Origin of the sequence: Enterococcus sp. DIV1208, from assembly GCF_050530455.1 — a bacterium.
Lineage (GTDB): Bacteria > Bacillota > Bacilli > Lactobacillales > Enterococcaceae > Enterococcus_B > Enterococcus_B hirae.
This window is the reverse complement of sequence record NZ_CP172887.1, coordinates 2,191,784-2,205,626: the sequence shown is the minus strand read 5'-3', so window position 1 is coordinate 2,205,626 and position 13,843 is coordinate 2,191,784. Positions and strand designations below refer to the sequence as shown.

13 protein-coding genes and 1 riboswitch are annotated in these 13,843 nt (G+C 36.3%); of the genes, 8 read left to right on the top strand and 5 right to left on the bottom strand.

The window, feature by feature from the left end:
* Positions 1-140 precede the first annotated feature (140 nt).
* The 5 genes from IGK91_RS10160 to IGK91_RS10140 all read left to right on the top strand — a co-directional run bounded on the left by IGK91_RS10160 (position 141) and on the right by IGK91_RS10140 (position 4,485).
* Positions 141-917 carry a TatD family hydrolase gene (locus tag IGK91_RS10160; protein WP_010737166.1) on the top strand — a complete coding sequence of 259 codons (777 nt, stop codon included), beginning with the start codon at positions 141-143 and terminating at the stop codon, positions 915-917.
* Positions 910-1,476: a ribonuclease M5 gene (gene rnmV, locus IGK91_RS10155; RefSeq protein ID WP_010720769.1), complete on the top strand. Its 567-nt coding sequence runs from the start codon at positions 910-912 to the stop codon at positions 1,474-1,476. Before IGK91_RS10160 ends, rnmV begins: the two co-directional genes overlap by 8 nt.
* Positions 1,469-2,359 carry a 16S rRNA (adenine(1518)-N(6)/adenine(1519)-N(6))-dimethyltransferase RsmA gene (gene rsmA, locus IGK91_RS10150; protein ID WP_010737167.1) on the top strand — a complete coding sequence of 297 codons (891 nt, stop codon included), beginning with the start codon at positions 1,469-1,471 and terminating at the stop codon, positions 2,357-2,359. The genes rnmV and rsmA overlap by 8 nt, the downstream gene beginning before the upstream one ends.
* Positions 2,360-2,687: 328 nt before the next feature.
* Entirely contained in the window at positions 2,688-3,152 is a 465-nt protein-coding gene (locus tag IGK91_RS10145) for a hypothetical protein (protein ID WP_010737168.1), read from the top strand.
* Between the two features lie 706 nt (positions 3,153-3,858).
* A complete protein-coding gene (locus tag IGK91_RS10140; RefSeq protein ID WP_010720766.1) occupies positions 3,859-4,485 on the top strand; it encodes a hypothetical protein in 627 nt (208 codons plus the stop codon).
* 171 nt (positions 4,486-4,656) lie between these two features.
* Here IGK91_RS10140 and IGK91_RS10135 read toward each other — a convergent pair whose 3' ends face one another.
* Positions 4,657-5,766 carry an ABC transporter ATP-binding protein gene (locus IGK91_RS10135; protein WP_010720765.1) on the bottom strand — a complete coding sequence of 370 codons (1,110 nt, stop codon included), beginning with the start codon at positions 5,764-5,766 and terminating at the stop codon, positions 4,657-4,659.
* A 173-nt stretch (positions 5,767-5,939) separates the two neighbouring features.
* Here IGK91_RS10135 and mgsA point away from each other — a divergent pair, with 173 nt between their 5' ends.
* Both mgsA and IGK91_RS10125 read left to right on the top strand, forming a co-directional pair.
* Positions 5,940-6,365, top strand: coding sequence for a methylglyoxal synthase (mgsA, locus tag IGK91_RS10130; RefSeq protein WP_014834468.1), 426 nt, complete (start codon positions 5,940-5,942; stop codon positions 6,363-6,365).
* Positions 6,366-6,521: 156 nt separating this feature from the next.
* Positions 6,522-6,620, top strand: a riboswitch (THF riboswitch).
* A gap of 37 nt (positions 6,621-6,657) precedes the next feature.
* Complete coding sequence (locus IGK91_RS10125; RefSeq protein ID WP_181934391.1) at positions 6,658-7,194, top strand: folate family ECF transporter S component; 537 nt, start codon at positions 6,658-6,660, stop codon at positions 7,192-7,194.
* 330 nt (positions 7,195-7,524) lie between these two features.
* Here the strand turns inward: IGK91_RS10125 and IGK91_RS10120 are convergent, their stop codons facing one another.
* Positions 7,525-7,956, bottom strand: coding sequence for a thioredoxin family protein (locus tag IGK91_RS10120; protein ID WP_010737171.1), 432 nt, complete (start codon positions 7,954-7,956; stop codon positions 7,525-7,527).
* Between the two features lie 13 nt (positions 7,957-7,969).
* The gene (locus IGK91_RS10115; RefSeq protein WP_228012216.1) at positions 7,970-8,692 is read right to left on the bottom strand and encodes a hypothetical protein; all 723 of its coding nucleotides are present in this window, start codon (positions 8,690-8,692) and stop codon (positions 7,970-7,972) included.
* Between the two features lie 420 nt (positions 8,693-9,112).
* Between IGK91_RS10115 and IGK91_RS10110 the strand changes: the two genes are divergently transcribed.
* The gene (locus IGK91_RS10110; protein ID WP_010737173.1) at positions 9,113-10,003 is read left to right on the top strand and encodes a helix-turn-helix domain-containing protein; all 891 of its coding nucleotides are present in this window, start codon (positions 9,113-9,115) and stop codon (positions 10,001-10,003) included.
* A gap of 283 nt (positions 10,004-10,286) precedes the next feature.
* Here the strand turns inward: IGK91_RS10110 and IGK91_RS10105 are convergent, their stop codons facing one another.
* Together IGK91_RS10105 and IGK91_RS10100 are read right to left on the bottom strand one after the other, a co-directional pair.
* Entirely contained in the window at positions 10,287-12,053 is a 1,767-nt protein-coding gene (locus tag IGK91_RS10105) for an ABC transporter ATP-binding protein (protein ID WP_010737174.1), read from the bottom strand.
* 1 nt (position 12,054) lies between these two features.
* Positions 12,055-13,770 (bottom strand): ABC transporter ATP-binding protein, encoded by a 1,716-nt coding sequence (locus IGK91_RS10100; RefSeq protein ID WP_081129601.1) that lies wholly within the window; start codon positions 13,768-13,770, stop codon positions 12,055-12,057.
* Between the last annotated feature and the right edge of the window lie 73 nt (positions 13,771-13,843).

Genomic DNA, 13,843 nt, shown 5'->3' with positions numbered 1-13,843 from the left:
TTAAGAGAGGAAACTTGCTTAAGTCCTTTTATTTACAACTAGAAATTTGCATTTCAATAAATTTGACCTGATTTTCGTCTTTCCTACTTCTGCCATAGCCACTTATATGCTAAAGTAATGAAGAAAAGGAGCGATAAAAAATGATATTTGATTCTCATACCCATTTGAATGCGGAACAATTTAATGATGATATTCCTGAAACTATTGAACGGGCCAAAGAGTTGGGCGTGACAAAAATGGCGGTAGTAGGTTTCGATACCCCAACGATCGAAAAATCATTACAGCTTAGTCACGATTATTCAAACATATATAGTATTATTGGTTGGCATCCTACTGAAGCAGGAAGTTATACTAAAGACATTGAGAAAAAATTACAAGAGCAATTAACGATGCCGAAAGTGGTAGCGTTAGGTGAAATCGGCTTAGATTATTACTGGATGGAAGATCCGAAAGAAGTGCAAGCTGAAGTTTTTCGTAGACAAATTGCGATTGCGAAAGAAATGAATCTGCCGATCAGTATCCATACCAGAGAAGCGTTAGCAGATACTTATCAAATTTTAAAAGAAGAAGATATTCGTGATATTGGTGGAATCATGCACAGTTTTAGTGGCGATTTTGAATGGGCCAAACGATTTCTTGATTTAGGGATGCACATTTCATTTAGTGGGGTCGTGACTTTCAAAAAAGCGCAAGATGTTCAAGAAGCAGCCACTCATGTTCCACTCGATCGATTGCTAGTAGAAACGGATGCGCCTTACTTAGCTCCAGTACCTTATCGTGGGAAACGAAACGAGCCAGGTTATACCCGTTATACAGTTGAAAAAATTGCCGAATTACGTAATCTTCCGATAGAAGAAGTGGCGCTCCAAACTTGGAAAAATGCTCATCGTCTATTTAGGATCGCTGAAAATGACTAAATTAAAAATCCAAGAAATTGTAGTCGTTGAGGGAAAAGACGATACTAGAAGACTCCAAGAAGTAGTCGACGTCGACACGATCGAAACGATTGGTTCAGCGATCAATGATGAAATACTCATGCAGATTGAACATGCGCAGGAAACACGTGGTGTAATCATCTTTACTGATCCTGATTTTTCGGGTGAGAAAATCCGCAAGACGATCATGGAAGTCGTTCCTCAGGCAAAACATGCTTTCTTACCTCGTCAACAAGCACGTCCCAAAAAACAAGGAAGTCTTGGCGTTGAACATGCTAGTGATGAGGCCATCTTAGAAGCATTGAAAAAAGTAATCACCCCATCTTTTGAGGAAGACGAAACGGAAATTACTAGACAAGTGCTGATTTCTCATGGTTTAATAGCGGGAGCGCAAGCAAAAGAAAAACGTGAAAAACTAGGGGACGAATTAAGAATTGGTTATACCAATGGGAAACAACTGGAGAAGCGTTTGAAAATGTTTCGAATCACACCAGAGGAATTTGCCCAAGCAATGAAAAAAGTGGAGGAACAACATGAGTGAACAGCGTGATATTGCGACACCTTCTAGAACAAAAGAAATCTTATTGAAACATGGATTTTCATTTAAAAAAAGTTTAGGTCAAAATTTTTTGACTGAGCCAAATATCTTAAGAAAAATCGTGGAAACTGGCGAAATCGATCAACAAACAAATGTCATCGAAGTTGGTCCAGGTATTGGAGCGTTGACGGAACAACTAGCACGTAATGCCAATCAAGTCGTTGCCTTTGAAATCGATGATCGCTTGATTCCTGTGTTAAAAGATACGTTAGCTCCTTATCCTAATGTGACTGTTGTTCATCAAGATATTTTAAAAACCAATTTAGATCAGGCAGCAACAACCTATTTTGAACAAGCTTTACCGATCAAAGTTGTTGCAAATTTACCTTATTATATTACGACACCGATCATGATGCATTTCTTAGAATCAGATCTGCAAGTAGAAGAAATGGTTGTGATGATGCAAAAAGAAGTCGCTGACCGTATTTCTGCTAAGCCTGGTACAAAAGCATATGGCTCATTATCAATCGCTGTACAGTATTTTATGGAAGCATCTGTTGCTTTCATCGTACCTAAGACTGTTTTTGTTCCACAACCGAATGTCGATTCAGCTATCTTGAAACTAACCAGAAGAAAGCAACCAGCTGTAGCGGTTACTGATGAAAAGGCATTTTTCCGATTGACAAAAGCAGCGTTTCAGCAACGAAGAAAAACATTATGGAATAACTTACAATCTTCATATGGCAAAGATGAAGCAACGAAAGCTTGGTTAACGACTAGTTTAGAAAAAGCTAACATCGATCCTAAACGTCGTGGAGAAACTCTCTCATTAGCCGAATTTGCTGCATTAAGTAATGCAATGGAAGAGCTGAGCGAGAAAAACTAAGTTCTAATCTAATTCAATAAAGAAAGCAAAACGCCTAAAAGTCTAGCATGCTAGCTTTTAGGCGTTTTGTTTATCTAAGTCCAATAAAATGAGTTGGATGGTCATCACTAATTGAAAAATAAGTAAATGACTACTGTAACCCGATTCCTGTAATCTCAGTTTAAGATCATAATCGTTCATGTATTTAAGAATGGCTAACGGTTTAGACCGAAAAATAGTTTCTTATGAAAATAAATTTTTTTAGAATAAAACGATACTATAATCATAAATGAACACGATGAATTTTTAGAACTTATTTTGATTACTAAGGAGAAAGAAGGGTGAGTTAATGAACAAAATGAACCAATCGATTGTTTTGGGGTTAACATTGATTACCGTTGGCGGATCAATTGTCCCTGTTACCAATGTATTTGCTTCAGAAAAAGCTACGAACTTTACCGCCACAAACGAATTTGATAAATACTACAACGATTTATCAAATGAAAAGAAAGCAGAATTTGAACGATTAGTATCCGGTGCTCACTTATCCCAAGTGGAGCAATTACAAATATTAAAAGAAAAATACGAGTCCGATAGACAACCAACTCCTCGCTGGAAAATTGCCGTCATTAAAAAGATAGCCAAATGGTTAGTAGCTAAAACAGGTGAAAAAACGGTAAGTGATGTTACTAATTACTTATTCGAATGGCAAGATAATTTAGAACAAGGTGCAGAAAATTGGTTAGTGAATCATGGGTGGAATAGAACCGCAGCTCATTGGATTGTTAAGACTGCTAGCTTCATTTTCTTATAGGATGAGTGTAAGAAAATGAAAGGAACAAAGAGACTGATTTTTTGGGGACTGACACTATTTTTTTGTGTATCTAATTTCATTAGATTATTCATTCATGATGATTTTGGAAAAACAATAAGAGTTTATTTCAGGGATGTTCCTGTCTATTTAAAAGTAATTTTTTTTATCGTGTTCATACTGTTGTTTTGGTGGAGCTATCCTTATAAAAAAGAAAAAAATTTTTTTGATTGAAGTAAAACAACCAAAAATAAACCTGTCATAAACTTCAGTGAGGGTGGACGGGTTTATTTTTGTATTAAAATCAGCAACCATTAAAATGGACTATACTTCAAGAGGGTGAGCCCAGTGTATCTCGTTGTTTTAGTGTGTATACCTTAGGGTAGGGAATTAGAATGATACTGGGGCTAAATAGGGTTCCAGGAAATATTGTTGTTGATATGTACATAGGGCGTACTTCTTTTTTGTATTTATCTTTCATCTATATAGACAAAAATTGAAGGAGAGGATGTAGCTAGCAGAGACTGTAGTTTAAAACATATTTCTTGTATAAGCTTCATTCAAAATTTACTTTATCTGGTGTCGGATAATTGAATACATGAAAAAGGCTCATTCAACATTTTTCTGATTGATGTGTCTTGACACATCTTGTTGTTAAAGTTAAAATAAGACATCATAAAGGTGTCAAGACACATTAGGAGAGAAAAAAATGAAAAAAAAATCAGTACGATCCCTGACTATTTCTGCCTTGTTGATAGCTATGGGGGTTATTATTCCAATGGTTATGCCAAAAATCATGATTCCACCTGCTTCTTTTACTTTGGCTTCTCATGTACCAATATTTATTGCGATGTTTTTTTCACCAGGAATTGCGATTACCGTTGCTTTGGGTACAACATTTGGCTTCTTTTTGACCACACCAGTAATTATTGCGCTGCGTGCATTATCTCATTTGATTTTTGCTGTGATTGGTTCTTGGTATTTGCAAAAGAAACCAGAAATCGTTTTAAAAAATGGCCAATTTACTTTAGCCAACTGGCGCTTCCAAAGTTTCAATTTTGTGATAGGTATCATTCATTCGATTGCGGAAATGTTAGTGGTTAGTGTCTTTTTCTTTGTAGGGAACATGCCAGAAACTTATTATTCTGAAGGCTATTTTTATACAGTCTTTATCCTAATGGGAATTGGTGGATTGATCCATAGTTTAGTCGATTACAATATTGCTTATTTTGTAGCCGGAACATTGAGCAAATACTTTGATATTCCAGTTTTCACTAAAGCTAAGCAAGTAAGTCAGAAGACACCTTCAACGAAATCAATCAAGAAAATGGCTTGAAAAAAGTACCATTATCAATCAGTTTTTCCTCTTTAACTAGAGATAACTCCTTTAAAATGAATAAGCCGAAAGTGCTGTGTATGAACACAGCATTTTCGGCTTATTTGTTATAGTTCTAGCTTTTGGCATAGTTTCTGCCAAAATTTACATCAAAAGCTGATTTTTTAATTTTTATGGCAATCCGATCACTTCTTCAGTTGATTTGTCAAAGAAATGTCCTTTGCTGATATTGAATGCTAAGTCGACCATTTCCCCTGGTTTATGGAAGTCACGTGCATCGACTTTTGAAATAAATTCAGTTGTACCTGTTCGGGTATAAAGCATGGTTTCTGCACCTAACAATTCTGATACAACAACTTCTGAATGAACAACTGCTTCGGGTTGTGCTTCTAACACCACTTGTTCACTGTGGATATCTTCTGGGCGAATACCAAAAACAACTTCTTTTCCTTCATAGCCTTTTTCAACTAAGACTTTGTTTTTTCCTTCAGGGATTTTTAATTTTAAGCCATGACCGTCACTGATTACCCCATTGTTTAAAGTGACATTGAAGAAGTTCATTGCGGGTGAACCGATAAAGCCTGCGACGAACATATTGACTGGTGTGTCATACACTTCTTTTGGCGTACCGATCTGTTGGATAAAGCCATCTTTCATGATAACGATACGATCTGCCATCGTCATTGCTTCTGTTTGGTCATGGGTTACATAGATGGTTGTCGTTTCTAAACGTTGATGGAGTTTGGCAATCTCAGCACGCATCGCTACCCGTAATTTTGCATCTAAGTTTGATAATGGTTCATCCATCAAGAAAACTTTTGCATCACGAACGATGGCACGTCCTAAAGCAACCCGTTGACGTTGGCCACCTGAGAGAGCAGCAGGTTTACGTTTCAAATATTCAGTAAGCCCTAAAATTTCAGCAGCATTTTCTACCCGTTTTTTGATATCTGCTTTGTCATACTTTCTCAACTTCAACCCAAAAGCCATATTGTCAAATACAGTCATGTGTGGGTATAACGCATAGTTCTGGAATACCATAGCGATATCACGATCTTTTGGTGCTACATCGTTCATTACTTTACCGCCGATGCTTAATTCTCCTTCCGAGATATCTTCTAGCCCAGCAATCATTCTTAATGTAGTTGATTTTCCACAACCAGAAGGTCCAACAAAGACAATAAATTCACGATCATCGATTGCTAAGTTAAAATCCGTTACGGAATAATTTTCTGCGTTGTCATATTGTTTGTATACATGTTTCAGTGCCATTTCTACCATGATTCATTCCACGCTTTCTGTTTAGTTTTAATGTTGAATTAAGTATAAATGAAAGCGTTATCTATGATCAATGGCAACTTGAACAAGAATTGATTGTCTTTTTGGGCAATATGCTACACCTTGAGGTAGAATAGAGTAGGAACAAGATGTTGAGAGAGGAAAGGATGATCAATATGAAAATTGCTTTAATTGCTCATGACCGCAAAAAGCCCTTGATGATCAAGTTGACAACCGCCTATAAGGCAATCCTGGAAAAACATGAATTATTCGCAACTGGGACAACAGGTGGTAAAATCACCGAAGCAACTGGCTTAAAAGTCCATCGCTTTAAATCCGGTCCTTTAGGTGGTGACCAACAAATTGGTGCAATGATCTCAGAAGATCAATTAGACCTCGTGATTTTTCTGCGAGATCCGTTGGCTGCACAGCCTCATGAACCGGATGTGACTGCACTGATCCGCTTATCGGATGTTTACGAAATTCCTTTAGCGACCAATATTGGAACAGCAGAAGTACTGTTGCGAGGACTAGAAGCTGGCTTTCTGGATTTCCGTACTGTAGTTCATGAGTTAGAAAATCGACCGTTGTCTCTGGAATAAAATTCGTTATTTGCTATTGATCGTCCATTTATGTTCGTTGAATGTGTGATTTTTCACGAACATGAATTACTTTTTATTCGGGAATGTATGTTTTTTTTATTTACAGTCGTGTGTGATCTATGCTATAGTTTTGCTGGGAATGACTTCCCAAAAATAAACAGAGTAGAAAATAAAGCGTTAAGTGCTGAGAGGATGGGATGTTGCCTCTTTGACGAAGGACAAGTTGTTTGCGGTTTTATTTTCGCATTCGCTGCATGTAGGATGTAGCAGCTCTTAAAGGAGATGCTAAGAAATGAAGAAAAATCGGTTAGACGCACGCATGATCGCTATCATGGGATTGTTGATTGCTTTGATGGTCACTTTATCCCGTTTGGTATCGATCGAAACCCCTTTTGTGAAGATCAGTGTCACATTTATTCCACAAATGATCATGGGGATTTTATTTGGCCCGTTTTGGTCTGGAATTGGGGGTGTATTAGCTGACTTAGTAGGAATGGCGTTATTTTCAAAAACAGCTTTCTTCATTGGTTTTACTTTGAATGCCTTTATTGAAGGAGCAATTTATGGTTTCTTTTTTTATCGAAAAGAGATTACTTGGAAAAATTCGCTATTAGCTACACTTTCGGTCACGCTGATCCTTAATTTGCTATTGACTCCTTTGTGGCTAGCGATGATGTATCACGTTCCATTATTTAGTTGGATCGTCTGGGCACCAAGGTTATTAAAAACAGTCGTTTGGATTCCTATTCAAACCATTGCGATGTATTACGTCGGACGTAGTATTCCATACAAAAAGATTTTAAGAAGTATGACTCTTTACGCAAAATAGTCAACTCAGAAACCAAAGAAGCAACCTTCCCATCCCAGAAGGTTGCTTCTTTTGCTTATTTATTGTAAAAAAGGAGACGTTTATTTCTATAAAATAGTGAACAACGATTGAAAGAGATGATATATGGCCATACCACCTAGAATACTACTGATGATGGTCAAAAGGATTGTGACACTTTTAGAGGGCTTTGTTAATGAAAGATAGTAATAGGCAAGCCCAATTTGAAGATTGAAGTAGAAAATAGCACTTCCAGATCTAAAATTAGGGAAAAGTGTCATAATAATATTTATACACAGTGATATCTTTAACAATTCTTTGTACCAATTCTTTTTAGCCATTTAGGATAAACTCCTCGATTGCTTTTTCATTTTTTAGGCCAATTATTCGATCAATAACTTTCCCATCCACAATTTTTATTATGGCCGGGATAGAATTAATTCCTAAGCTGTCAGCCATTATTTCCAACTTATCCTCATTCTCTTTACGAGCGTGATCTGTATTATAATATCCCATAGATTGGTGCTGGTTGTTTAGTACTTTTCGCAAAATAGGCTCAAATTCTTTACATTGGGGGCATGTAGGTCTCCCTACATAAACAAATAAAGTATCCTTTCCATTCATTATTTTTTCTAAAGAAATACTATCCACTTCATATAAACCCTCTTTAGATGTTGCCATTTGAGTATAGACATATAAAATAGTAGGTAAACTACAAATAATTAAAATGAAACACATCAATTTTTTTGGATTAATATTTATCATAAACACAACCAGTTTATAATTTAAAACATGCGACTACTCCACCGATGGCACCACCAGCAAGAGCGACAAAACCTGTTATACAAGCAGCACATACTAATGGAACTGCAAGACAAGCAGCAGCACATGTAGGGGCAATGATGTTAGCAACTGCACGGCTTATTCCTAAAACAATTGCTAGACAGGCTGCTTTTTCAGCCATTCCACGGGCTTGCTTCAAATGAAGAAACTCCCTTTGAACTTCTTGTAACTGTTTTTTCAATTCATTATTTGGTATAAATTTATCTTCAAGAATTTGGTGAGTCATTTCTTCGCCATTGGAAAATGTTCTAATCTCGAAAGTATCTTTTTCTGATTGAGTGATCAAAGATTCTTGGACTCCCTTAATGTTGTACATCATATCAAAGATTACCGTAACACTGCTGAATAGATTATAGTGTTCATTTGTGATTGGTACAGTCAATGAATAATAATCTTTATTTTCTCCATTTTCACTTATAATTTGTAACGCTGTAGCATTGTCCAATGTTAAATATTTTTCTGAAACATGTAATTGAATAGTAGAGTCAAGTTTAGATGAAAATACGTCCATTAGTTTGTTTTTTTCTTTCGAGCTAATTTCTTTTGCTGTTTCAGACAAAATGACCATATTTTTAACGATTGATGTAGCTTCTTTCGAATTTATACCAGGAACCGTCACTGGATTACTTTCAAAATAGGTACTAATCGTTTGTGTCATTGGCACATAGTCAGTCTCTTGAATCATCTCTGCATTGACAATCATAGAAAAGTTAGGAATGATAAAGGAAGCTAGAGTTATAACAGCAATAAGACTTATAATGAATTTGTTTTTTTAACATATTTTTTTAATTCCTTTCGATGATCCAGTTTAAGTAAAAAATAGTTACTCTTAGTCGTGTGAATTCTTACATAACATTTCTTTTTTGTACTTTGCAGTAAAAATAAGCACTTTATAACAATTTAGTGAATAAAACATAATCACCAAATAACTATATTCACAAATCTCCTGATATTTTCTCCTTTACTATTATTTAAAGCGCTTTTATTACTTGTATCCATAGTATAGAATGAAAACGAGTAAATTATTTTATATGGTATCAATAGTCACATTGAATTTAAAAAAGGAAGTGAACGACGAATGGAAATTCATGAATTACTACGTAAATTTCGAAAGGAAAGGGGGTTATCTCAAAAAGAGTTAGCACATAAAATAACTTCTAGAGAATCTTTAGTAAAATACGAAAGTGGTAAAAATCAGATTCCATTGATTCCTTTATTAGCTTTTTTAAAAAAGATGAACATTGAGTTAGACGAATGTTTATTTTATTTAAATAAAATAAACGGAAATCATCCAAGACAAAAGTTAAATCAGCTACTTAGTCAATTGGAAGATGTCCAGTTACCAATTGACGACCGATTAAGAAATTTAGAATTAGATATCAAAAAAACAAAAAGCATTGTTGATAAGCGGAATTATCTAATAGCTAAAGGCTATCAATGGCATTTACTACCGAATGATGAAAGAAAGTTTACCCTACATGATAAGGTTTATATCAAAGCGATCATGAACCATCTAGAAAAAGTAGCAGAATATGGTCGTTTTGAAATAGTCACATTTACTTCACTGGCTTTTCTTTTTACAACAGAATTTATTCAAATGCAAGCTTCGAAAGTAGAAAGAATGGGTGATAACGAAAATTTTCTCTCTTCACTTTGCACGTTGTATCATGTTCTCTTTCTTTTAATGCTAGAAAGAAAAGAAAGCGGCTATTCAAAAGAATATCTAGAAAAATTAAAGATGGTTCGAGGTAGACTAGTGACACCACAAAAAACAGAGGTACACGAAAGGTTTGACGATTTGCTACTGAATAGCTTGGTCGAGCGTACAGCTAATCCTAAGCAATTAACAGATTTTTTTATGGGGATTAGGTTAATTGGTGCAACTCAACTTGAAGAGGAGTTTCTTTTAGCTTTAAAAAAATATGAGAGACTTTATGGTCTTTCTCTTTTACCTTCAATTATAGAATAAAAACCGTTGGTAGTAAGGAAGTTTTGGGCAGCTAAGCTATTTAAAGATGAGCTAGGGATGAAATGTTTTGCTTTTGTTTTTTTATGAAGAAGTATAGTTTTGATAACCATTTACATATAAAGTGAGTCATGTCGCAAAGACGTTGTTCATGTTTTAGGAGTGAATGAATAGGTTCTTTTAATGCTTTTCTCTAATAAAATAATAACTGTCCCACAAAAGTTAGTGAAAAACTAGCTCTTGAGGGACAGTTACACTGATTTATTACAACTACTTTTTGATTGAGTTAACTATTTTTAGTAAACTGCGCTTGATATAGTTGATGATAGTACCCGTCTTTTTGTAGTAATTCATCGTGGGTACCCATCTCAACGATGGCGCCTTGCTCCATGACTAAGATTTGATCGGCATTTTTGATTGTCGATAAACGGTGGGCAATCACAAAGCTCGTTTTGCCTTCCATCATTGTTAAAAAGGCATCTTGAATTTTCTTTTCCGTCAAAGTATCGACTGAACTAGTTGCTTCATCTAGGATCAACATGGGAGGGTTGCTGATCATTGTACGGGCGATCGTTAACAATTGTCTTTGTCCGTCAGAGATTTTCAGACCTTGTCCGCCGATTTTTGTTGCTAACTTTTCAGGCAAGCGTTCCACAAATTCATACATATACGAAGCTTTGAGTGCTTGATTGATTTCTTCATCACTAGCATCTGGATTGCCATACTGTAGATTTTCTTTTAACGTACTGTCAAAGAGCCAAGTATCTTGTAAAACCATACCAAAGCTTTTTCGCAAGCTATCTCTTTGGATATCTCGAATATCATACCCGTCGATCGTAATGGTTCCACCTGTCGCATCATAAAAACGCATCAACAGGTTAACTAACGTGGATTTACCAGCACCAGTCTTACCTACAATCGCAATCGTTTGCCCTGGTTTAGCAACAAAACTGAAATTTTCGATCAATCGTTGACTTGGTTCATAAGAAAAGGATACATGATTGAACGCTACTTCACCTTTGATTGTTGCTGGATTCAACGCATAAGCATTAGGTTCATCTGGCGTTTCTTCGGGTTGATCGATGAGTTCAAAGGCACGTTCTAATCCAGAAAAAGCGGTTTGGATCTGTGTCGTGATTCCAGAAAGTTCAATAAACGGTTTAGAAAACTGACTAGAATAGATCGTGAAACTAGAGATCACACCGACTGTAATGGCTGAGCCACTTCTTAATGCTAGTAAACCACCAACTAATCCAATCGAAAGATAAGCTAAGTGATCCACAAAACGAGAAGACGGATTCGTCAAAGAAGAAGAAAATTGGGCACGTTGTCCTTTTTGATAAAGATCAGTGTTCAATGCTTGGAATTGTCGTTGATTCATTTCTTCTTGTTGAAAGGCTTTGACGATTTTTTGATTCCCAATCCGTTCGGTAACAAAGCCAGAGATATTCCCGATAATCTTTTGTTGATTGTCAAAGTCGTTTTGTGATGCACGGGCAACGATCCAACTCACAAGAAAAATGATCGGTGTGGAGCAAATCACGACGAGTGTCAATAACGGGCTAAGGCGTAACATAAATATAAAAGACAAGACGATGATAGCCACGCCGGCAAACATTTGGTTAAACGCCGCAGAGATCGCAATGGAAATATTATCCATATCGTTGGTAAAACGACTAACGATATTCCCGTGTGAATTTTGATCATAGTAACGAAGCGGTAATTTATTCAAACGTGCAAAGGCATCTTTTCTTAATTTTGCTACGGAAAGATAAGCCAAGCGATTACTTAAGACTTGGATTAGCCATTGACTGATCACGTTGATCAATACGATCCCTCCAAATAATAATAAGAGGTGGAACAATTGAGCAAATCGAACTTGACCTGCGCCGATCATTTGGTCAATACTTTGACCAATCTGTAAAGTCATTACCACAGTAGCGATCCCGTTGATGATCCCTAAAAGGATCGCAAACCAGATATCTTTTGAATAGGCTGTAAGGTAAGGAACGAATCGTTTGAGGGTTTTCCAGGATAATTTTTTTGTTTTCATCTTATTCTTCCTCCTGTGATGCGACGATTTCGCGATACTCAACGGAATCCTTCAATAAATCTTCATGTTTCCCTTGCGCAACGATCTTTCCTTGATCCATCACGAGGATCTTATGTGCTTCTTGAATCGAGCGGATTCGTTGAGAAATAATAATGACTGTCGTATCTAATGAGGTTTGTAATGCTTTTCTTAAGTTAAGATCGGTTTGATAATCTAACGCGCTTAAAGAATCATCTAAAATCAATAATTCAGGTTTGGCAATTAACGCACGTGCAATCGTTAGCCGTTGTTTTTGACCGCCAGAAAAGTTTTTTCCGTTTTCCATTACCTTTGTTTCTAATCCTTTAGGAAGTTGTCGAACAAAATCTTCTGCTTGAGCAATTCTAAGAGCTTCCCAACATTTTTCATCTGTGGCATCTTCTTTTCCCCATTGAAGGTTTTCACGGATGGTTCCAGTGAATAGAACAGCGGTTTGAGGAACTTGTGAGATTTGGCTTCTTAAAGGATCAAGTTTCCATGAGCGAACATCCACGTCATCAAAAGCGACGGAACCTGCGCTGACGTCATAGAAACGTGGAATCAATTGAGTTAAAGTTGTTTTTCCGCTACCGGTTGGTCCAATGATCCCCAAAACCGTGTTTCGTTTCAAAGCAAAAGTAATGTCTTGTAAAGATAATCCTGATTTTTCAGTATAACGAAAGTCGACATGTTCAAATTGAACGATATTTTCGGATTGGAAATTCGGTGTCAAGGCATCTTCTGCATCTGTCAGTGTAATGTCAGTTTCTAGGACTTCTTTGACCCGATTACCTGAAGCTTCGGCCCGGGTAAAGATAACGACCAGGTTAGATACGACGATCAATGCCAGTAACATTTGATTCATGTAATTGATCAACGCAAGGACTTGACCTTGTTGTAAATGTCCGATATTGACTTTGATCCCACCAACAGTCAATAAACAAATAATACCGATATTCATGATCAATGTGGTAGCCGGTGATAAGAGAGCTGAGATGTTTGAAACACGTAAATAGTTTTTAGCTAATTCATCGGTGTCCTCATCAAAAGTATCAATTTCTGTTTTTGTGCGGGAGAATGCCCGAATTACACGAACACCGCTTAGATTTTGACTAACCGTTTCATTTAAACGATCCAGTTTTTCTTGGACTTTTTGGTACAGTGGAATTGTTTTTTTGATGATAAAGTATAAAATGATTGAAAAAATCGGTAGGATAGCTAAGAAAAACAAGCCGATTTCCCAGTCAATCACAAAGGCCATGACGACTGAACCGATACTTAGAAATGGCGCACGGATCAATAAACGGATTACCATGGCTAATGCTAATTGGAGTTGGTTGATGTCGTTCGTCATTCGAGTGATCAATGTATCTGTACCAAAATGATTTAATTCACTATGTGAAAAGGAATTGATTTTCTTGATTAGTTGATTTCTAAGCTCAGTACCAAATCCTTGTGAAGCTATTGAAGCATAATATTGACAAATGATCGCACAAATCAATCCAACAACTGACATCACGACCATCCAGATCCCCATTTGGATGATCACACCACGATCATTCATCTTTAGACCGTTATCAATCAATGAGGCCATCAATAATGGCAAAATCAATTCAAAGACAGCTTCTAAGAATTTAAAAACGGGACCCAGAATGATTTGTTTACGGTAATCTTTTGCATAACGCAATAACTGAATCATATGATTCCTCCTAAAATATATTTACCATTAGCTAAGAGAATTTTTAAGAAAAAGCCAAATAAATTTTCTCGAA